This window comes from Streptomyces sp. NPDC020884, assembly GCF_044333935.1.
Lineage (GTDB): Bacteria > Actinomycetota > Actinomycetes > Streptomycetales > Streptomycetaceae > Streptomyces.
Genome location: NZ_JBIRRY010000009.1, coordinates 76,135 through 96,324, shown reverse-complemented (window position 1 = coordinate 96,324; position 20,190 = coordinate 76,135). Strand labels below are relative to the sequence as shown.

Annotated in this window: 19 protein-coding genes; 7 read left to right on the top strand and 12 right to left on the bottom strand. The window is 72.5% G+C overall.

Going from position 1 to position 20,190, the window contains the following annotated elements; translation table 11 throughout:
* Window positions 1–74: 74 nt before the first annotated feature.
* The 8 genes from ACH4UK_RS26145 to ACH4UK_RS26110 form a co-directional block, all read right to left on the bottom strand.
* Window positions 75–1,604: a family 43 glycosylhydrolase gene (locus ACH4UK_RS26145; RefSeq protein WP_398360105.1), complete on the bottom strand. Its 1,530-nt coding sequence runs from the start codon at window positions 1,602–1,604 to the stop codon at window positions 75–77.
* Window positions 1,601–2,503: a PmoA family protein gene (locus tag ACH4UK_RS26140; RefSeq protein WP_398360103.1), complete on the bottom strand. Its 903-nt coding sequence runs from the start codon at window positions 2,501–2,503 to the stop codon at window positions 1,601–1,603. The genes ACH4UK_RS26145 and ACH4UK_RS26140 overlap by 4 nt, the downstream gene beginning before the upstream one ends.
* The gene (locus ACH4UK_RS26135) at window positions 2,500–3,693 is read right to left on the bottom strand and encodes a Gfo/Idh/MocA family protein (RefSeq protein ID WP_398360102.1); all 1,194 of its coding nucleotides are present in this window, start codon (window positions 3,691–3,693) and stop codon (window positions 2,500–2,502) included. The genes ACH4UK_RS26140 and ACH4UK_RS26135 overlap by 4 nt, the downstream gene beginning before the upstream one ends.
* Window positions 3,690–4,601, bottom strand: a complete 912-nt coding sequence (locus ACH4UK_RS26130; RefSeq protein WP_398360100.1) for a carbohydrate ABC transporter permease — start codon at window positions 4,599–4,601, stop codon at window positions 3,690–3,692. Before ACH4UK_RS26130 ends, ACH4UK_RS26135 begins: the two co-directional genes overlap by 4 nt.
* Window positions 4,598–5,530 (bottom strand): carbohydrate ABC transporter permease, encoded by a 933-nt coding sequence (locus tag ACH4UK_RS26125; protein ID WP_398360098.1) that lies wholly within the window; start codon window positions 5,528–5,530, stop codon window positions 4,598–4,600. The genes ACH4UK_RS26130 and ACH4UK_RS26125 overlap by 4 nt, the downstream gene beginning before the upstream one ends.
* Before the next feature lie 151 nt (window positions 5,531–5,681).
* On the bottom strand, window positions 5,682–7,424 hold the full coding sequence (gene araD, locus ACH4UK_RS26120) for an L-arabinonate dehydratase (protein WP_398360097.1): 1,743 nt from the start codon (window positions 7,422–7,424) through the stop codon (window positions 5,682–5,684).
* Window positions 7,421–8,323, bottom strand: coding sequence for a dihydrodipicolinate synthase family protein (locus ACH4UK_RS26115; RefSeq protein ID WP_398360095.1), 903 nt, complete (start codon window positions 8,321–8,323; stop codon window positions 7,421–7,423). The genes araD and ACH4UK_RS26115 overlap by 4 nt, the downstream gene beginning before the upstream one ends.
* 52 nt (window positions 8,324–8,375) lie before the next feature.
* The gene (locus ACH4UK_RS26110) at window positions 8,376–9,032 is read right to left on the bottom strand and encodes a GntR family transcriptional regulator (RefSeq protein WP_398360094.1); all 657 of its coding nucleotides are present in this window, start codon (window positions 9,030–9,032) and stop codon (window positions 8,376–8,378) included.
* A gap of 383 nt (window positions 9,033–9,415) precedes the next feature.
* Here ACH4UK_RS26110 and ACH4UK_RS26105 point away from each other — a divergent pair, with 383 nt between their 5' ends.
* Together ACH4UK_RS26105 and ACH4UK_RS26100 are read left to right on the top strand one after the other, a co-directional pair.
* Entirely contained in the window at window positions 9,416–9,814 is a 399-nt protein-coding gene (locus ACH4UK_RS26105) for a VOC family protein (RefSeq protein ID WP_398360092.1), read from the top strand.
* A 58-nt stretch (window positions 9,815–9,872) separates the two neighbouring features.
* Entirely contained in the window at window positions 9,873–10,718 is an 846-nt protein-coding gene (locus tag ACH4UK_RS26100) for an aldo/keto reductase (protein WP_398360090.1), read from the top strand.
* 57 nt (window positions 10,719–10,775) lie between these two features.
* Here ACH4UK_RS26100 and ACH4UK_RS26095 read toward each other — a convergent pair whose 3' ends face one another.
* Window positions 10,776–11,615: an SDR family oxidoreductase gene (locus tag ACH4UK_RS26095; protein WP_398360615.1), complete on the bottom strand. Its 840-nt coding sequence runs from the start codon at window positions 11,613–11,615 to the stop codon at window positions 10,776–10,778.
* A 90-nt stretch (window positions 11,616–11,705) separates the two neighbouring features.
* On the opposite strand from ACH4UK_RS26095, the gene ACH4UK_RS26090 reads away from it, so the two are divergent.
* A complete protein-coding gene (locus ACH4UK_RS26090) occupies window positions 11,706–12,077 on the top strand; it encodes a winged helix-turn-helix transcriptional regulator (protein WP_398360088.1) in 372 nt (123 codons plus the stop codon).
* Between the two features lie 40 nt (window positions 12,078–12,117).
* Here ACH4UK_RS26090 and ACH4UK_RS26085 read toward each other — a convergent pair whose 3' ends face one another.
* The gene (locus ACH4UK_RS26085; RefSeq protein WP_398360086.1) at window positions 12,118–12,951 is read right to left on the bottom strand and encodes a M23 family metallopeptidase; all 834 of its coding nucleotides are present in this window, start codon (window positions 12,949–12,951) and stop codon (window positions 12,118–12,120) included.
* Window positions 12,952–13,259: 308 nt separating this feature from the next.
* Here ACH4UK_RS26085 and ACH4UK_RS26080 point away from each other — a divergent pair, with 308 nt between their 5' ends.
* Entirely contained in the window at window positions 13,260–13,865 is a 606-nt protein-coding gene (locus ACH4UK_RS26080; protein ID WP_398360084.1) for a hypothetical protein, read from the top strand.
* A 10-nt stretch (window positions 13,866–13,875) separates the two neighbouring features.
* Here the strand turns inward: ACH4UK_RS26080 and ACH4UK_RS26075 are convergent, their stop codons facing one another.
* Together ACH4UK_RS26075 and ACH4UK_RS26070 are read right to left on the bottom strand one after the other, a co-directional pair.
* On the bottom strand, window positions 13,876–15,798 hold the full coding sequence (locus tag ACH4UK_RS26075) for an AMP-dependent synthetase/ligase (protein ID WP_398360083.1): 1,923 nt from the start codon (window positions 15,796–15,798) through the stop codon (window positions 13,876–13,878).
* A gap of 90 nt (window positions 15,799–15,888) precedes the next feature.
* Entirely contained in the window at window positions 15,889–17,184 is a 1,296-nt protein-coding gene (locus ACH4UK_RS26070) for an acetyl-CoA C-acetyltransferase (RefSeq protein WP_398360081.1), read from the bottom strand.
* A gap of 100 nt (window positions 17,185–17,284) precedes the next feature.
* Between ACH4UK_RS26070 and ACH4UK_RS26065 the strand changes: the two genes are divergently transcribed.
* The 3 genes from ACH4UK_RS26065 to ACH4UK_RS26055 all read left to right on the top strand — a co-directional run bounded on the left by ACH4UK_RS26065 (window position 17,285) and on the right by ACH4UK_RS26055 (window position 20,161).
* A complete protein-coding gene (locus ACH4UK_RS26065) occupies window positions 17,285–18,607 on the top strand; it encodes a 3-oxoacyl-ACP reductase (protein ID WP_398360079.1) in 1,323 nt (440 codons plus the stop codon).
* Window positions 18,608–18,612: 5 nt separating this feature from the next.
* On the top strand, window positions 18,613–19,479 hold the full coding sequence (locus tag ACH4UK_RS26060; RefSeq protein WP_398360078.1) for a MaoC family dehydratase: 867 nt from the start codon (window positions 18,613–18,615) through the stop codon (window positions 19,477–19,479).
* Between the two features lie 103 nt (window positions 19,480–19,582).
* Window positions 19,583–20,161: a peptidoglycan DD-metalloendopeptidase family protein gene (locus ACH4UK_RS26055; RefSeq protein ID WP_398360076.1), complete on the top strand. Its 579-nt coding sequence runs from the start codon at window positions 19,583–19,585 to the stop codon at window positions 20,159–20,161.
* The last annotated feature ends 29 nt before the right edge of the window (window positions 20,162–20,190 follow it).

Below are 20,190 nucleotides of genomic sequence, written 5' to 3'. Positions count from 1 at the left end.
CCGTACTTCTGCGCTTCTGCACTTCTGCACTTCTGCACTTCTGCACTTCTGCACTTCTGCACTTCTGCGGGGGGTCAGTGGGTGGCGCGGAAGGCGGTGAACAGCGCCGTGCCGGCGGGGCCCGTCCCGGCCGGCGCGGTGGCGAAGAGGCCGAGGAGCGCGGCGACCCAGCGCCACGGGGTGGCGGCGAAGACCTGCCCCGAGGGCCGGAACCCGTCGCCCGTGTCGGCGGAGAAGCGGCAGCGGGCCCCTGCCGTGACCTCGATGCGCAACCGGGCCCGGCCACCGGGAGAGGCGCGGGCCTCGGCCGCGTCGCGTTCGCTTTCCGCGACGCCCTCGGCGTACCGGTGCACGAGCCGGGGCGTCCCGTCCGCCCCGGCCTCCAGACCGATCCAGCAGAACGCGTCCCCGAGCACGGCCAGACCCGCCTTGGCGCCCGGCTCGTCGCTGTGCAGCACGAGGTCGACCTCGACGGTGAACTCCTCGGCGGGCAGGCGCTGGACCAGGACGTTGGGCAGCAGCCGCAGGTCGTGCGCGTCCGTCGTGCGTACGCAGGTGAGCCGCAGCCCGGCTGCGGAGTGCTCGGTCCACGCATCGGGGCGGGAGTTGGCCGTCCACTGCCACTGCTTGCCGTGGGCGCCGCCGGGGAAGTCGTCGTCCACGGCGGGCGCTGCCACGGGCTGCTCGGGGGCGGCCGGTTTGGGGTGCGTGGAGACGGGTTCGCCCGCGTCGCCGATGACGGGCCAGCCCTCCGCGTCCCAGCGCATGGGCTGGAGGTGGACGACCCGCCCGTACGCACCGCGTGCCTGGAAGTGCAGGAACCAGTCCTCGCCGGCGGCGGTCCGCACCCAGCCGCCCTGGTGCGGCCCGTTGACGTGGGTGCGCCCCTGGGACAGCACGACGCGTTCCTCGTACGGGCCGAAGAAGTCCCGCGACCGGAACGCGCCCTGCCAGCCGGTCTCCACGCCGCCGGCCGGGGCGAAGATCCAGAAGCGGCCGTCGTGGCGGTGGAGCTTGGGGCCCTCCAGGGTGAACCAACCGGGTATCCGGTCGGCGTCGACCAGGGTCCGGCCCGCGTCGAGGAGCGTGCGTCCGTCGGCGCTCATGCGGTGCCCGGTGAGACGGTTCTTGATCCCGGAGCGGGACCTGGCCCAGGCGTGGACGAGGTAGGCCTCGCCGGTCTCCTCGTCCCACAGGGGGCAGGCGTCGATGAACCCCCGGCCGGGCTTGAGGAGGTGCGGGGCGCTCCACGGTCCTTCGATGTGCTCGGCGTTGATCTGCTGGACGCCCTGGTCGGGGTCGCCCCAGAAGATCCAGAACCGGCCGGCGTGGTGGCGCAGGGAGGGCGCCCACACCCCGGCGTCGGGGCGGGGCCGGGCGAAGTCGGCGGCGGGCTCCACGCGGTCCAGGGCGTGCCCGACGAGCGTCCAGTTGACCAGGTCGCGGGAGTGCAGGAGCGGCAGCCCCGGGGCCCGGCCGAAGCTGGACGCGGTGAGGTAGTGGTCCGCACCGACGCGGACGACGTCCGGGTCGGACCAGTCGGCGTTCAGCACGGGGTTGCGGTACGTGCCGTTCCCGAGGTCGGCGGTCCAGGGCCGGTTCAAGCGGTCACCGCCCGTCGGACGTACTCGGCGGCGGTCTCCCGGTCCAGCCTGCCGTCCGCGACGACGGTGACGATCCGACGTACGACGGTGGCTCCGGAGGGCACGGGCAGCCGTTCCTCCGCCGCGAGGGAGGAGCCGACCCCCGGGTACGCGGACGTCCGCACGAACCACGGATCGCGCCGGGTCTCCTCACTCGCCCCGGCGAAGACGAGGGTCCAGCCGTCCCCGGCGAGCGCGAGCCAGTCGGCGGCCCGGCCGTGCACCGCCTCCTCGCCCGCACGGTCGGCGGTGAACACGTCCGGCGGCGCTGCCTCCCTGGGGGCACGCCAGAAGAAGCCGCCGTAACCGGCGCCGGGGCGGCCGTTGGTCGCGGGGCTGCCGATGGAGAGGTCGCCCGCAGCGTGGTTGGTGAGCGCGAAGGAGACGTCCAAGGCCCAGGCGGTGCCGGAGAGTTCGACCGCGTCCACCGTTCGGTGCTCCCGCAGCAGTTCGACGCCGTCCGCCTCCCAGACGAGCAACTGCGCCAGCCCGCCGGGGCCGTGCCGCTCCCGGCCGAGGCAGCGCTGGACGCCGTGGTTGTCGAGCTCGGTGGGCCCCTGCCCCCGGACGTAGGTCCGCCCGCCCCAGAAGTTGCGGCCGGCCACGTCGGGCACGGCGATGGAGACCCCCAGGTGGTGCGGGTGGTCGGCGGGGCGCTCCTGGGTGACGGTGCGGCCAGCGAGCGTGGTGACGGGGTGCAGGCGGGGGCGACCATCGGCGGCGGCCCCGTAGGCGTAGTGGGCGACCGTGCGTCCGGCGCAGTCGAGGAGTTCGGGGAGCGCGGGCGGGGTGGCGGGCGAAGGAAGGGGCGGGGCGGGGGGCGGGGTGGCGGACGAGGCCGCGGCAGGTCGGGTTGTCATGAGGCCGCCACCTCGCTCCGCCGGGCCCAGGCGGCGCCCAGTTCCGAGAAGAGGGCAAGGGATTCGGCCCCGGCGGCGACCAGGCCATCGATACCGTGCACCGTGCGCCGCGCACCCCCGCCGGGGGCGTCGCACCGGGTCTCCCAGGCGTCGGCGGGCAGGGCGACGGGTTCGGGGGCCGTCCGTACGGCCTCGACGACCCGCATGAACGCTCCCGTGCGCTCGGGCGGCACCAGGAGCGCCGTGCCGTGCTCCAGATGGTCGACCAGGTTCTCCAGGAGGTCGGTCCGGCCGTGGACGCTCTCCTCGGGGCCGTGGCCCGCGCGTTGGATCAGGACGCGGTCCTGCTTGTACCAGAAGGTGATCCGGCCCCGCTCGCCGTGGACGATCACATAGGGCTCCCCCGCCCGTGCCGCGCAGAGGGTGGCGGCGACGGTGACGGGCAGGCCGCCGGTGGTGGTGACGCGGACGCAGCTGGTGTCGTCCGCCTCGATGTCATGGGCCCGGAACAGCTCGGTCTCGACGGAAAGGACGTCCTCGGCCGTGCCCCGGTCCGCGAGTTCGAGCGCGGTGGCCACGGCGTGCGCCAGCGGATTGGTGAGCACGCCGTCGACCACGTCGGTGGAGCCGAGCCTGCGCCGGCCGGACCAGGGAGCCCGGCGGAAGTAGGCGTCGTCGCGGACCCAGGCCCCGGCGGCGCCGATCCCCGTGAGCTTCCCGATCGCCCCGGTGCGGACCAGGTCCTGGACGGCGGGCACGGCGTGCGAACCGAACGACTGGAAGCCCACCTGGCAGGCGATGCCCGCCCGCCGGACGCCGTCGGCCATCCGCGCGTAGGCGGCCCAGCTCGCGGCGGGCGGCTTCTCCAGCAGGAGGTGGACACCGCGGGACGCGGCGGCCAGGGCCAGGTCGGTGTGGGTCGGGATGGGGGTGCAGACCACGGCGGCACGGGCTCCGGTGGAGTCGAGGAGCGCCCCGAAGTCGGCGGACTGCTCGGGTGCGTCGCCGCCCAGGAGGTCGAAGGCCGCCAGTTCGTCCGCGGTCAGCGGCTCCAGCTCGCAGATCCCGGCCAGCCGCACCCGGCCCTGATGCTGAAGCCGGCGAAGGTTGGCCAGGTGCCAGCGGCCGTGGCCCCGGGCGCCGGCCAGGACGACGGGCAGAGGCGCGGCGGGGGCTGTCAGGTCGGTCATCCCTTCACCGCACCCGCGCTGAAGCCCGTGACGAGCCATTTCTGGATGAACGCGAAGACGATCACGACGGGCACCGCGGCGATGACCCCGCCCGCCGCGAGCGCGCCGAGGTCGACGCTGTCCGCGCCGATCAGGGTGTTGAGGCCGACCGGGATCGTCTGCTTGTCCTGTTCGCTGAGGAACATCAAAGCGAACAGGAAGTGGTTCCAGCTGTGGACGAAGGCGAAGGAGCCGACCGCGATCAGCCCGGGGCGCAGCAGCGGCAGGACGACCGCGCGGAAGGCGGTGAAGCGCGAACACCCGTCGACCCAGGCGGCCTCCTCCAGGGAGACCGGGACGTTCTTGATGAACCCGCTGATCAGGATGATCGACAGAGGGAGCTGGAAGACGGTCTCCGCAATGACGACGCTCCACAGGGAGTTGATCATCTGGAGGTTCCGGAAGATCTCGAAGAGCGGCACGAGCATCAGGGCGCCGGGAATGAACTGTGAGCAGAGCAGCGCCAGCATGAACACGCCCTTGATCGTGAAGTCGAACCGGGCCAGGGCGTACCCGCCGGCCAGGGCGACCAGGGTGGTGGCGAGCAGGGTGGCGACGCCGACGATCATGCTGTTCTGGAAGAAGACGGCGAAGCTGCGCTCGTTCCAGACCTTGGAGAAGTGCTCCCCGGTCATCGGCCAGGGCACCAGCGCGGTGGAACCGGCGGGCCGCAGGGCGAACAGGAGCATCCAGTAGAACGGGATGAGCGTGAACAGCAGGTAGAGGCCGAGCGGCAGATAGATCTGCCAGCGCGGTACGTCGTCGTAGGCGCGCTCCCGTCCGGGGCGGCGGCGCGAGGGGGGCGGCGGACCGCCGGGCCGGGCGGGGGTCCGGGCGGCGCCGTTCTTCTCGGTGAGTACGGCGGTCACTTGTGGTCGCCTCCGAACTTGCTCAGGCGCAGATAGAGGATCGAGCAGAAGAGAAGGATCACGAAGGCGACGGTGGTGAGCGCGGAGGCGTATCCGAAGTCGTGTCCCTCGATGCCGGTGTTGGCGACGTAGAGCGGCAGCGTGGTGGTCTCGCCGGCCGGTCCGCCGCCGGTGAGGGTGTAGAGCAGGTCGACGTTGTTGAACTCCCAGACCCCGCGCAGCAGAGTGGCCAGGATGATCGCGTCGCGCAGGTGCGGCAGGGTGATGTGGAAGAACTGCCGGAGCCTGCCCGCACCGTCGACCGACGCCGCCTCGTACAGCTCCTTGGAGACGGACTGAAGGTCGGCGAGGATGAGGATGGCGAAGAAGGGCACGCCGCGCCAGAGTTCGGTGACCGTGGCCGCCCAGAAGACGGTTCCGGTGTCCGAGAGCACCGAGGTGCCGTACTCCCCGATCCCGGCGTCCGCGAGGTAACGGCTGAAACCTGTCGAGGAGTTGTAGAGCAGAATCCAGATGGTGCTGGTCAGCACGCCGGAGACGGCCCAGGGCGAGAAGACCATGGCCCGGGAGATGCCCCGGCCGACGAAGGTCTGGTTGACGATCAGGGCCAGCGCGAGGCCGAGCACGAGCTGCAGGGTGACCTGGGTGAAGACCCACTGGGCGCTGAAGCCGAGCGTCGACCAGAACTGGTCGTCCTCGGTGAAGATCCGCCGGAAGTTGTCGAGTCCGGCGAAGCCGTTCCGCCACGGCTTGGTGACGTTGTAGTTCTGCAGGCTGTAGTAGAAGACGCTGATCACCGGGTAGGCGATGAAGCCCAGCATCAGCAGGCCCGCGGGCGCGATCAGCAGATACGGCAGGCGGCGGGGTGTCGCCGTGCGGCGCCGGGGCGACTTGGGCGGCGGGGTGGCCACGGCGGCGGGTTGGGCCATGACACGTCTCCGATCTCGGTACGCGCTCGATGCGCTGAATGTGCGGACCTGCTGCATGTGCGGACCTGCTGTCGCGCAAGGCGGCAAGCGCTTGCTATTGATCGCTGGGCCGGCCGGACGCCCCGTCGCGTGGAGCCCCGCGCCGCTCGGCTCACCCCACGTACGGGTCGGGCACTTCTCCTTGCCGGGCCAGGAACGCGAAGTCGCATCCGGTGTCGGCCTGGGTGATCTGGTCCTGGTACAGCGCCCCGTAACCGCGCCCGTAGCGGGCGGGCGGCGGGCTCCACGCGGCACGGCGGCGTTCCAGCTCGTCGTCGTCGACGCCGAGGTGGAGCAGGCGGGCCTCGACGTCCAGGGTGATGAGGTCGCCGGTGCGGACGAGGGCGAGGGGCCCGCCGACGAACGACTCGGGCGCGATGTGCAGGACGCACGCCCCGTAACTGGTGCCGCTCATCCGGGCGTCGGAGATCCGCACCATGTCCCGCACCCCCTGCTTCAGCAGGTAGTCCGGGATCGGCAGCATGCCGTACTCGGGCATGCCGGGGCCGCCCTTGGGACCGGCGTTGCGCAGCACGAGGACATGGTCCGGGGTGAGCGCCAGGGCCGGGTCGTTGATCGTGCGCTGCAGCTCCCGGTAGTCGTCGAAGACGACGGCGGGACCGGTGTGACACAGCAGGCGCGGCTCGGCGGCGACGTGCTTGATGACCGCGCCGTCGGGGCAGAGATTGCCGCGCAGCACCGCCACCCCGCCCTCCTCCGCCAGCGGGTCGGACCGCTCCCGGATGACCTCGGCGTTGTGCACCCGCGCCCCGTCGAGCTGTTCGCGCAGGGTGCTGTGCGCGACCGTGGGCCGGTCCAGGTGCAGAACGCCGGTGAGCCGCGTCAGGAATCCGGGCAGCCCGCCGGCGAAGTGGAAGTCCTCCATCAGGTACCGCCCGCCGGGCCGGAGGTCGGCGAGGACCGGCACGGTGCGGGCGATGCGGTCGAAGTCGTCCAGCGTGAGCTTGACGCCGGAGCGGCCCGCCATGGCGGTCAGGTGGATGACGGCGTTGGTGGAGCCACCGAGCGCCAGGACGGTGGCGACGGCGTCCGCATAGGCGTCGGCGGTGAGGATGTGCGACAACCGCGTCCGCTGCCACACGAGTTCGACGATCCGCAGGCCGGATGCGGCGGCCATCCGCTCGTGCCCGGAGTCCACGGCCGGGATGGAGGAGGCCCCGGGCAGGGTCACGCCCAGCACCTCGGCGGCGGCCGTCAGCGTGGAGGCGGTTCCCATCGTCATGCAGTGGCCGGCCGAACGGGCGAGGCCGTTCTCCAGCTCCCCCATCTCGCAGTCGCCGATGAGCCCGGCCCGCCGGTCGTCCCAGTACTTCCACATGTCCGTGCCGGAGCCGAGTACCTCGTTGCGCCAGTGGCCCGGCAGCATCGGCCCGGCCGGCACGAAGACGGTCGGCAGGTCCACGGACGCCGCGCCCATCAGCAGCGCGGGCGTCGACTTGTCGCAGCCGCCCAGCAGTACGGCGCCGTCGACGGGGTACGAGCGGAGCAGCTCCTCCGTCTCCATCGCCAGCAGGTTGCGGTAGAGCATGGGGGTCGGTTTCTGGAAGGTCTCCGAGAGGGTGGAGACGGGGAACTCCAGTGGGAATCCGCCCGCCTGCCAGACGCCCCGCTTCACCGCCTGCGCCCGGTCGCGCAGGTGGGCGTGGCAGGGGTTGATGTCGGACCAGGTGTTGAGGACCGCGATGACCGGCTTGCCGAGGTGTTCCTCGGGGAGGTAGCCGAGCTGGCGGGTGCGGGCCCGGTGACTGAAGGAGCGCAGGCCGTCGGTGCCGTACCACTGGTGGCTGCGCAGCTCCCCGGGCGCGACGGGGACGGCTCTCCGGTCATCCGTCACAGGGACCACGCGGCTATCTGCCCGGCGACCTCGGCCCGGCGGTCCTCCGGAAGGACCCGGCTCGGCGCGCGTACCTCGCGGCGGCAGAGCCCGAGCACGGACAGGGCCTCCTTGATGACCGTGACGTTGTTGGCGGACTGGTCCTCGGCGCGGAACTCCTCGAAGGGCCGGATCTGCTCCCACACCTTCATCGCCGCCCCGTAGTCACCGGCGCGCAGGGCCTCCAGCATGGCGAGCGAGACGCCGGGGGCGACGTTGACGAGGCCCGAGGTGAACCCGGTGGCGCCGGTGGCGAAGTAGGAGGGGGCGTACAGCTCGGCGAGGCCGGCGACCCAGACGAACCGCTCCAGTCCGGCGTCGCGGGCGAAGGCCCCGAAGCGCGCCGCGTCGGGCACCGCGTACTTCACGCCGATGACGTTGGGGCAGCTGTCGGCGAGTGCGGCGAGCCGGTCGCCGGCGAGCAGCGGGTTACGGATGTACGGCACGACTCCGAGGTCCGGGACGGCCTCGGCGATCGCCCGGTGGTAGTCGACCCAGCCCTCCTGGGCGACATAGGGGTGCACCGGCTGGTGGACCATCACCATCTCCGCGCCGGCGTCCCTGGCGTGCTCGGCGTCGGCCACGGCGGTGGGCACGTCATGGCCGACCCCCACCAGGACCGTGGCTCGGCCGCGGGCCTCCTCCATGGTCAGCTCCGTTACGGTGCGCCGCTCGTCGGGGGTCAGCGCGTAGAACTCCCCGGTGTTGCCGTTCGGGGTGACGATGCGGACGCCACCGTCGAACAGCCGCCGTACCAGGGCACGGTGCGCCGGGGCGTCGATGCTCCCGTCCTCGGCGAACGGGGTGACGGGGATCGCCACCACGTCTGCGAGGGCCGCCTTCAGCGGGAAGATGTCCATGCGGACCGGCCTTTCGTCGAGGTGAGCTGGTGGTGCGCGTCCGGCGAACGGTTCACGCCGCCCCACCCCCGTCTTCGTCGTCGGGGAAAGCACGGCGCACGAAGGAGGCGATGTGATGGTGGAGTGCCCCCGCGGCCGCCTCCGCGTCCTCGGCGAGGGCGAGCCGCAGGATCTCGCGGTGCTCGGCCGCCTCCCGATCCCAGGACGGGACGGCCGACCAGGCCACCGTCGAGACGAGGGCCGCCTGGTCGCGGACCTCGTCGAGCATCCGGGAGAGCAGCGGGTTGCCGCAGGGCAGGTACAGAGCGCGGTGGAAGTCCCGGTTGGCCAGCGACAGATCGGCCCTGTCGAGCGCCGAGTCGGCCCGTTCCAGGGCTTCCTGGGCCGACTCCAGCGAGGCGCCGCGACGGATGGAGCGGCGTAGTGCCTCCGGCTCCAGGAGCAGGCGGACGTCGTAGACCTCCCGGGCCATCGTCGCGTCGACGAGTCGCACGGTGACGCCCTTGTACTGGTTCATCACGACGAGCCCCGTGCCCGCGAGCGTCTTCAGCGCCTCGCGCACGGGCGTCTTGGACACCCCGAACTGCGCGGCCAGTTCCGTCTCCACCAGCGCCTGCCCCGGTTGGAGTCTCGCGGTGAGGATGGCGTGCTTGATGGCCTCCAGCACGTACTGGGTCCGGGACGGGTTCGGGGCGGGCGCAAAGGTCATGGGTGACGGGCTCTCACATCTCGCGTATCGCGTCTCATATATGACGTACGAAGTACGACGCGATGAAGCTAGAGCCGCCCGGAAGGCTTCGTCAACGCTTCGGACAGAACAACTTTCCGGTCCGCCAGGGCACTTGACGTAACCTCGCGGACTTCTTAGCTTGTCCACGTATGCGAACGTGGTCCACGGCCTTGAAGGCCGTGGGCGTCAGCGCACACCCGTCCCGCCGGGCGGGAAGGGCCGGGCGGGGTAGGCCGGCCGGGGGGCACCGATGAGTTTCGCGGCCGCGGGCGGTCACCAGGGGTGGGACGTACCGAGCGACCAGGGCGCCCCGACGCCAGGCCCACCAGGGCGCCCGAGCACCGACCGAGCGAGGAACCGCCATGACAGCCCCCACCAGCGACAACACCGGCAACGCCGGCAACGTCACCGGCCTCGGAATCATCATCGGCAGCACCGACTCCGACGCCCTGATCGCGTGGTACCGCGCCGCGCTGGAGCCCCTGGGCGCCCGCTGGGCGGAGCACCTCCTGATCGTCGGCCCCGGGGCGATCATCGGATTCGACCAGCGGGACGACGTGGCGGACAAGGCCGCCGAACCGGGCCGGCACCTGGTCAACCTCACCGTGCGCGACATCCGGGCGGCCGAGCGGCACCTCGACTCCCTCGGGGTGACCTGGGTGCGGCCGGTCGAGGACACCGGGGGCGGCTGGTTCTTCTCCACGATCGTGGACCCGGTGGGCAACTACCTCCAGATCCTCCAGGGCCCCCAGACGCCCTGACGGCTGCCGGGACACCCCCTAGATTGTCGAGGGCATCCGGACAAGGGGAGTTCAGAGAATGCCATCGACGACGTTCCGTATCGGCGGAGACCTGACCGTGGGGCGACTGGGGTTCGGTGCGATGCACCTGCCCACCGCATCGCCCGAGGACCGGAAGGCCGCCGTCGCGGTGGCCCGCCGGGCCGTCGAGCTGGGCGTCACCCTGATCGACACGGCCCACATGTACGGGCACGGGGCCAACGAGGAGGTGCTGGCCGAGGCGCTCCACCCCTACCCGGACGGCCTCCTGATCACCACCAAGGTCGGGGTGGCCCGCTCCGCCGAGACGGGCGAATGGGGCCTGGACGGCCGCCCCGCGGTCCTGCGGGATCAGGTGGACCACGCGCTGCGCCGGCTGCGCACCGACCGGATCGAGCTGCTCCAGCTCCACCGCATCGACCCGGGGACCCCGCTCGCCGACCAGCTCGGCACCCTGCGGGAGCTGCGCGACGCGGGGAAGGTGGGGCGGATCGGCCTGTCCGAGGTGACGGCCGCCGAACTGGCCGAGGCCCGTGAGACCGTCGACATCGCGAGCGTGCAGAACCGCTACAACCTGACCGACCGCGAACACGAGCCGGTCCTCGCGGCGTGCGAGGCGGCGGACATCGCGTTCCTGCCCTGGCGCACGGTCGCCTGGGGCAAGGCGGGCGACCGTGCGGAGGTGGCCTCGGTCGCCGCCGAGCTGGGCGTCACGGCCACCCAGGTCTGCCTGGCCTGGCTGCTGGACCACTCCCCGGTGATGCTCCCGATCCCGGGTACCTCCCGCCTCGCCCACCTGGAGGAGAACACGGCGGCGGCCGACATCACGCTGACCCCGCGGATGCGGGCCCGGCTGGACGGGGTCGGGGGGCGGGGCGCGGCCTAGGGTCTGTCGTCGGACCGCCGGGCGCGAGGACCCCGGTAGCGCCGGTGCGGGGCAGCCTCAGCGGAACGCGGCGACATGGCGGGCGGCCCACTCGGCGAAGGGGCGCGGGGCGCGGCCGAGGACCCGCTGGACGTCCGGGCTGACGCGCAGCTCGGCCGGGCTCGGGGAGCCGAGGATGTCCAGGGTGTCGTCGGCGAGCTCCACCGGCATGCTCCGGCCCATGGCGGCCCTGGCCTCCTCGCGGGTGAGCTCGTGAAACCTCACCGGCGAGCCCAGCGCGGCGGCGATGGCCTCCGTCTGCCCGCGCGGGGTGATCACCTCCGGGCCGGTCAGCTCGTACACGCCGCCGGTGTGCCGGTCGTCCAGCAGGGCGGCCGCCGCGACCTCGGCGATGTCCGCCGGGTCGATGATCGGCACCCCGATGTCACCGAAGGGCGCGGCGACCAGCTGCTGCGCACGGACGGACTCGGCCCACCACAGGGCGTTGGAGGCGAAGCCGCCCGGCCGCAGGATGACCCACTCCAGGCCGGACTCCCGCAGCGTGTCCTCCAGTGCGCGCATCGCGATCCGGGTCCGGCCGGCGGGCCTGGTCACCACGCCCAGCGTGGAGAGCAGGACGACCCGGCGGACCCCGCCGGCCGCGGCTTCGCCGATGATGTCGGCGGGGTTGGCTCCGGCGGCGTGCAGGTCGCCGGACAGCAGCAGGAACAGCGCGTCCGCCCCGGCCAGCGCGGGCTTGAGGCCGGCCGGCTCGGCCAGGTCGGCCACCACGTGGCGGACGCCGTTCGGCACCGCCGCCGGGTTCCGCGACACCGCCGTCACGGGCCGGCCCGTCCCGGCCAGCGCCTCGGTCAGCGGCCGGCCGATGTTCCCGGTGGCCCCGGTTACTACGATCATGATGAGCTCCTCGTCGATGTCCTGTGTGGCCTCCACGCTAGAAGTTGAACTTACTTTTGATAAGGACATACCTTAAGGTAAGTTCATTACATGATCGAAGGTGTGCAGTACAGACGGGCCGACCCGGGGCAGCGGTATGACGTGTTTCACACCGACTGCCCCGCGCGCACCATGGTCGACCACGTGACCAGCAGATGGGGCGTCTGGGTGCTGATCTCCTTGCGGAGCAACAGCCTCCGTTTCTATGAACTGCGCGAGAGCATCCAGGGCATCAGCGAGAAGATGCTCGCCCAGACCCTGCGCGCCCTGGTCCAGGACGGCCTGATCTGGCGGGAGGTCGAGCCGACGACACCGCCCCAGGTCACCTACGGGCTGACCGAGTTCGGCCAGGACGTCGGCGAGCCGCTGACGGAGCTGTTCGACCGGATCACCCGGAGGCTGTCGCCGCGCGGCGCGGAATAGCGCGCCGCGCGGGCGATGCGAGCCGGGGCGGCGCGCCCGCTCAGCAGTCCGGGATCACCGCACCGTTGTTGTCACGGGCCTCGTCGTTGCCCCAGCGGGAGAGGTAGTACGCGGAGACATGGGCGTTGCGGCCGTTCTTGCCCGCGTACACCGTGTCCAGGTCGGTGCGCAGCCACCAGTGGTTGAACTGGCTGTCCGTGCCGACCCGCGCTCCCCACACCTTGCAGTACACGTAGTTCGTCCCGGCGTTCAGAATGCCCTGGGCATCCGCGGTGTTGGCGGCCGCGTAGCCGGTGGCGGCGGCGAAGGTGTCGACCCAGTACTTGCCGTCGCCGCCTCCCCCGCAACCGTTGTCGCTGGTGAGGTACTTGTTGTAGTACGAGCCCGGATACGGCGCGAGGGACTGGCCGTTGATCACGATGTTCTGGCCGACGCCGTTGTAGAGCTGCTCGTAGTGGATGTGGGCGCCGGAGCTGTTCCCGGTGGAGCCGGTGGTGCCGATCTGCTGGCCCTGGGCGACCTGGGCCCCGTTGGCGACGGAGTACGCGGCGAGGTGGAAGTAGTACGTCTTCCAGCCGCCGCCGTGCTCGACGGCGATGTAGTTGCCCGCGCCGCTCGGCTGGGAGTAGCGGTAGGCGGTGCCGGCGGCCGAGGCGAGGACCGGGGAGCCGGCGGTTGCCCCGCCGTCCGTGCGGACGAAGTCGAGAGCCTGTCTGACCTCGGCGGAGTGATGGCTGTAGGTCCACTGCTGACCGCAGCCGTAGGGGGCTTTGAAGTTGGGGGCGGCCGCGGCCGGGCTCGCGGTGGCCGTGACCGTGAGCAGGCCTCCGAGGAGCGCCAGCAGGGCCAGCAGACTGGTACGGGTCGAACGCATGGGTGAGGAATCCTCCGGGGTCGACAACCGGGCAGTGGGGTGCGGGGTGCGCCGTGCGGAAACGCGCGGAGGGCACCGCGCGACATGCGAAGTGCCGGGAGATCTACGCGAGTTGAACGGGTACCAGGGTGCCGCAACTTCAGCCCGGGGGACAGACCTTCAGGGGCGGCTCCTGCACCCGTTCGAGCGCGGCCGGCAGGGGCCGGGATCGGCCCGGCTTCACCCGGCGGAGTGGAGTCGGCCGCCTCCGGAGGCGTTCCGGCCTCGCCCTGCCCCGGTCTCGTCGTGGTGTGCCGAACGATGAGCACATGCCACTCAACCCTCTGCGTTCGCTGGCCCGCCGCGTGGTCCCCACGCTGCTGGTCGCCCAGGCCGTCCTCGTTCCCCTGCAGTCCGCCGCCGCCGAACCCGCGGCACACCCGTGCCGGTCGTCCGCCGCATGCGGTTCGGTCGTCGTCGCCCCCGTCTCCCGGGCAGCGCCGGACCACGGCGACTGCACCAGTCCGGAACCGGTCGTGTGCCTGATCCGGAGCGAGACCCCGCAGGAGCGCGAGGTCGCCCGGGACCAGCGGATGCGCTATCACCACCTCCTGGAGGACATGGAGCGCACGGAGTGCGCCCTGCGCGCCGAAGGCCGCTCGGAGGAGGACATCGCCCGCGTTCTGGTCCGGATGCGCAATGACGCCAAGGACGTCGTCCGCGCCGGCATGACCCCGGAACAGGTCGCGGAGCTGGAGGCGCGCAACCAGAAGAAGTACGGCAACCCGCTCGGCCCGACGGCGGACCAGCTCTATCTGAAGTACGGCTCCTGGGAGAAGGTCTCCGAAGCGGCCACCCGTTCGAGCGCGGCTGTGGACCGCGAACTCGGGCTGGAGTTCCGCCACTGCTCCTGTGAGGTCCTCCGGGCGGCCTGACCCGGCCCCCTCACTTCCGGTACAGCGCCTCGATCTCCTGCGTGAAGTCCCGTGCGATGGCGTCCCGCTTCAGTTTCAGCGAGGGCGTCAGATGGCCCGCCTCCTCCGTGAAGTCCACCGGCAGCACCGTGAACTTGCGGATCGACTCCGCGCGGGAGACCAGGCGGTTCGCCTCGTCGACCGCCTTCTGGAGCGAGGTGCGCAGGTCCTCGTCATGGACCAGGTCCCGCAGCGGGATGTCCTGCTTCTTGGTCATCTGGCGCCAGTGCTGGAGGCCGTCCGGCTCCAGGGTGACCAGGGCGGTGATGAACGAGCGGTTGTCGCCCACGACCATGCACTGGCTGACCAGGGGGTGGGCGCGCAGCCAGTCCTCCAGGGGCGCCGGGGTGACGTTCTTGCCGCCCGACGTGATGATGATGTCCTTCTTGCGGCCCGTGATCGTCAGATAGCCGTCCTCGTCCAGCGCGCCCAGGTCGCCCGTGGGGAACCAGTCGTCCGCCAGGAGCGCGGGGATCGCCTCCGCCCGTTCGCCGTCCCAGTAGCCCCGGAAGACCTGGCCGCCCTTCAGGAGCACCTCCCCGTCGTCCGCGATGCGCACCGAGGTGCCGGGCAGCGGCCAGCCGACCGTGCCCAGCCGGGGTTTGAGGGGCGGGGTCACCGTGTGGGCGGCCGTGGTCTCGGTGAGGCCGTAGCCCTCGAAGATGCCGATGCCCGCACCCTCGTAGAACGCGGCGAGCCGCCGGCCCAGCGGTGAGCCGCCGCAGATCACGTACCGGACCTTGCCGCCGAGCGCCGCCCGGATACGCCGGTAGACCAGCGGGTCGTACAGGGCGCGGGCCGCGCGCAGGCCCAGGCCGGGGCCCGGTCCCGTGCCGTGCTCGACGGCCTCGACCGCCTTTCCGTAGCGCTGGGCTATGCGCGCCGCCCGGTCGAACGAGGAGGCCCGGCCCATCTTCTCGGCCGTCGCGCGGCCGGTGTTGTAGACCTTCTCCAGGACGTAGGGGATCGCCAGGAGGAAGGTGGGGCGGAAGCCGGCCAGGTCGGCGAGGAGGTCTTCCGTCTGGATGGAGGGGGCGTGACCCAGGCGCACCCTGGCCCGCATGCAGCCGATCGCCACCATGCGGCCGAAGACGTGCGAGAGGGGGAGGAAGAGGAGGGTGGAGGCCGGGTCCTTCGAGACGGACTTGAAGACCGGGTGGAGGAGCTCGATCGCGTTGTCGACCTCGGCGAAGAAGTTGCCGTGGGTCAGCGCACAGCCCTTCGGGCGGCCGGTGGTGCCCGAGGTGTAGATCAGGGTGGCGGGGGTGTCCGGCTCCAGGGTGGCCCGGCGAGCCGCCACCGCCGCGTCGGGGATGTCCTTGCCGAGCGACTTGAGGTGGCCGATCGCCCCCGTGTCGAACTGCCACAGATGCGCCAGGTCGCCGAGCTGCTTGCGTTCCTGGCTGATCAGGCGGCCCTGCTCCTTCGTCTCGACCGCGCATGCCACCGCGCCCGAGTTCTGGAGGATCCAACGGGCCTGGAAGGCGGAGGAGGTGGGGTAGATCGGGACGGTCACCAGGCCCGCCGCCCAGGACGCGAAGTCCAGCAGCGTCCACTCGTACGACGTCCGGGCCATGATCGCGACCCGGTCCCCCGCCCCCAGCCCCTCCGCCATCAGGCCCTTGGCGACCGCCAGCACCTCGGCGGCGAACTCGGCCGCCGTCACGTCCTGCCAGGCGCCCTCGGCGTCCTTGCGGCTGAGCACCGGGTCCGACGGGGCCTCCCGCGCGTTGTCGAACGGGATCTCCGCCAGCGAGCCGCGCGCGACCGTCGGCGCGAACTTCGCTACGGAGACCTCCTGGACCCTGCCGTCGGGGCCTCGCTTCTTCGTCGGTTCGACCAGAACGGGCTTGGTCGCGGGGGCGGTCGCGGCTGCGGAAGGTGGCGTTGACACGTGCGGCTCCTCGGTTCGGGGGTCGGGCGGGTCGGGTCGCCGGGTCGTCCGTCCGGCAGGGTGGCGCGGGAGGTGGGGAGAGGGGGCCCGTTACGGGCGTTCCAGGATGGCCGTCACCCCCTGGCCGCCCGCCGCGCAGATCGAGATCAGCCCCCGGCCCGGAGCGTCCCGTTCCGCGAGGAGCTTGGCCAGGGTGGCGACGATCCGGGCGCCGGTCGCGGCGAACGGGTGGCCGGTGGCGAGGGAGGACCCGGCCACGTTCAGGCGGGAGCGGTCCACCGGGGCCAGGCCCTGCTTCTCCCAGGCGGCGAGGGTGGCCAGCACCTGCGAGGCGAACGCCTCGTGGACCTCGAACAGGTCGAAGTCCTCGATCGTCAGGCCCGCGCGTTCCAGCAGGCGCGGCACCGCGTAGGCCGGGGCCATGAGGAGGCCGTCGTCGCCGTCCACGTAGTCCACCGCCGCCGTCTCGTAGAGGGAGAGATACGCCAGGGGTTCCAGTCCGCGTTCCTCGGCCCACTCCTCGGTGGCCAGCAGGACGGTCGCCGCGCCGTCCGTCAGCGGAGTCGAATTGCCCGCGGTCATGGTGGGCTCGGGGCCGGAGGTCCCGAACACCGGCTGCAGCCGTGCCAGCTTCTCGACCGTCGAGCCCGGACGCAGGTTCTGGTCGCGTTCCAGCCCCCGGTAGGGGACCACCAGGTCGTCCAGGAAGCCTCGTTCGTACGCGGCGGCCAGGCGCTGGTGGCTCGTGGCGGCCAGCAGGTCCTGGTCCTGGCGGCTCACCGCCCAGCGGCGCGCGGTGAGCGCCGCGTGCTCGCCCATCGACAGGCCGGTGCGGGGTTCGGCGTTGCGCGGGATGTCCGGCACGAGGTGGCGGGGGCGGACGCCGGCCAGCGCCTTGAGGCGGCCGCCCGTGGTCTTCGCCCGGCGTGCGGCGAGCAGGATGCGGCGCAGGTCGTCGTTGACGCCGAGCGGCGCGTCGCTGGTGGTGTCGGAGCCGCCCGCGATGGCCGAGTCGGCCGCCCCGAGCGCGATGGTGTTCGCGGCGGCGATCACCGCCTGGAGGCCGGTGCCGCACGCCTGCTGGATGTCGTACGCCGGGGTGCGCGGGTCGAGCGCGGAGCCGAGGACCGTCTCCCTCGCCAGGTTGAAGTCCCGGCTGTGCTTGAGGACCGCGCCCGCGACGAACGTGCCGACCCGGTCCCCGGCCAGGGCGTACCGCTCGACCAGGCCGCCCAGCGCCGCCGACAGCAGGTCCTGGTTGGAGGCGGTCGCGTACGGTCCGTCGGAGCGCGCGAACGGGGTGCGGCTGCCGCCGATGACCGCCACGCGGCGCGGCCGGGGCAGGGCGAGAGGAATCAACGGGCGCGGTGTCGTCACAGTGACCATCTCGTCTCGGTCGGTCCGGGATTGTGCATCTCGACCAGCTCCTGACTCTTGAGTAACCTTACTCAACAGTAAATCTACGACCGAGCAGGGAGTCAGGACAATGGCCGATCGCTATCTGCACCTCACCGGCACAGCCCCCGGCCGCTTCCTCACCCGGCGGCTCGGCCTGCCGCAGCCCGCCCCGCTGCGCCGCTGGAGCCTGGAGACACCGGGTCTGGACGGGCCGCTGCTGCATCTGACCGCCGGGACCTCGGCGATCACCGACGAGCTGGCCAAGGTGCTGGCCGCGACCGGGCTGACCGTCGAGGCGCAGGCCGACCGGCCCGCCGGAATCGTCCTGGACGCCACCGGTGTCAGCTCCGCCGCGGCCCTCGCCCAGGTGCACGCCGCCCTCCACCCCGTCGTACGGTCGACGGCCCCCGGCGGCCGGATCGTCGTCCTCGGCACGCCGCCGTCCGCCGAGGACCACCACCAGGCCGCCGCCCAGCAGGCGCTGGAGGGCTTCGTCCGCTCGCTGGGCAAGGAGGTCGGGCGGGGCGCCACCGCCCAGCTCCTGCGGCTCCCGGCCGGCGCCGCGCCGGCGGCCGCCGAGTCCACCCTCCGCTTCCTCCTCTCCCCCCGGTCCGCCTACGTCAGCGGCCAGGTGATCGAGCTGACCGCCGCCGCACCCGACCCCGTGCCCGACTGGGACGGCCCGCTCGCCGGCCGCACCGCCCTGGTCACCGGAGCGGCCCGGGGCATCGGCGCGTCCGTCGCCTCCGTGCTGGCCCGCGACGGGGCGCACGTCATCGTGCTGGACGTCCCCCAGGCCCAGGAGGACCTCGTCCGCACCGCCGACCGGCTCGGCGCCACCGCGCTGCCGCTGGACATCACCGCCCCCGACGCCGCGGCCCGCATCGCCGCCGCCGCACCGGACGGGCTCGACGTCCTGGTCCACAACGCGGGCATCACGCGCGACCGCCGGCTCGCCAACATGCCCGCCGACCGCTGGGCCCAGGTCATCGAGGTCAACCTCGACAGCGTGCTCCGCACCACCGACGAGCTGCTGGCCTCGGGCGCCCTGAACCGGGGCGGCCGGATCGTCGCCACCGCCTCGATCGCGGGCATCGCGGGCAACAACGGCCAGACCAACTACGCGGCCAGCAAGGCGGGCGTCATCGGCCTCGTCCGCTCGCTCGGCCCGCGCGCCGCGGCCGAGCACGGCGTCACGGTCAACGCGGTGGCCCCCGGGTTCATCGAGACGAAGATGACCGCCGCCGTGCCGTTCTTCATCCGCGAGGCGGGCCGCCGGATGAACTCCCTGTCCCAGGGCGGACTTCCGGCCGACGTCGCCGAGGCCGTCGCCTGGTTCGCCCAGCCCGCCTCCAGCGCCGTCAACGGCCAGGTGCTGCGCGTCTGCGGCCAGAGCCTGCTGGGGGCGTGAGACCGATGACCTCACTCAGCGCGTCACTGGTGCGCGGGGCCCTGTCCTCACCGTTCAAGCGCGCCGGACAGCCGGACGCCACGCTGCCCCCGGGCCGCCTCTCCCGCCCGGCTGCGCCCGTCACGCCCGGCCCCCTCGCCGCGTACGCCAGGATCTGCGGGTTCGCGGAGTCCGGGCCGCTGCCGCTCACCTACCCGCATGTGCTGGCCTTCCCGCTCACCATGCGGCTGATGACGGGCCGCGCCTTCCCGCTGCCCGTCGTCGGGCTCGTCCACACCTGGATCGAGATCACCCCACACCGGGCCACGCACCCCGCGGAACCGCTCGAACTGACCGTGTACGCCGACGGGTTGACCCCGCACCGGCGGGGCACCGAGGTCACCATGGCGACCGAGGCGCGGGTGGACGGGGAGCTGGTGTGGGAGTCGCGCAGCGGCTATCTGTCCCGGCACCGGCAGACGGCGGGCACGCGGCGTCCCGCGCCCGCGGCCCCGGCCGCCGGGGAGCCGTCCGCCGAGGCCCCGGCCGTCGAGGAACCGCCCGCCGTCGCGGAGTGGCGGCTGCCCGGCGATCTGGGGCGGCGGTACGGAGCCGTCTCGGGCGACCGCAACCCCATCCATCTGCACCCGCTGACCGCCCGGCTGTTCGGGTTCCCCCGGGCCATCGCGCACGGCATGTGGACCGTCGCCCGCTGCCTCGCCGAGACCGGGGACCCGGCCTCGATCCGTTCCGTACGGGCCGAGTTCAAGGCCCCTGTCCTGCTGCCCGCCACCGTGACGTACGCGGCCGACGCCGCCGGGAACGCCTTCGCACTGCGGAGTGCGGGAGGCGAGCGCGTCCACCTCGTGGGGGCGCTGAGGCGGGTCTCCTGAACGGCCCGGGAAGCGGGGCGGCCCCGGCTTGTATCCGCTTTGTATGCCCCTCCCCTTGAATCGCCCGGGTCACCGAGGACCCACCGAGGACAAGGGGAAGACCATGCAGAGACATACCCGCAGGCTTCTGGCCGCCATCGGCGTGGCCGCGGCCCTGGCCGCCACGGCACCGGCCGCCGTCGCCGCCCCGCGGGAAAGCACGTCGGACGCCGCGCAGGTCGCAAGCCGTCCCGACTTCAAGGTGCCGTTCCGCTGCGGCCAGAACTGGCGCGGCAGCAACTGGAACGGGCACAGCCCCGCGCACTCGATCGACTGGAACCATTACAACGCGAGCGGCGCCCCGGACGACCTCGGGCGCCGGGTGCTCGCCAGCGCGGGCGGCGAGGTCGTCGCCTCGTACTACGCCACCGACACCGGCTACGGCCACACCATCGTGATCGCGCACGGCGACGGCTGGCGCACCCGCTACGCCCACCTCAAGACCCGCACCGTCCAGCGCGGCGCCCACGTCCGCGGGGGCCAGCTCATCGGGGAGGTCGGCGCCTCCTCCGCGGTCTACGACCTGTCCCCGCACCTGCACTACGAGCAGATCCACAACGGCTCGGTCGCGGTCGCGGTGGTCCAGGGCCTGTCGTACCCCGACTACACCGTGCGGTACCAGACCAGCCGGAACGGGTGCTGAGGCGCGGCCTCCCCCGCCCGTGACGGCGA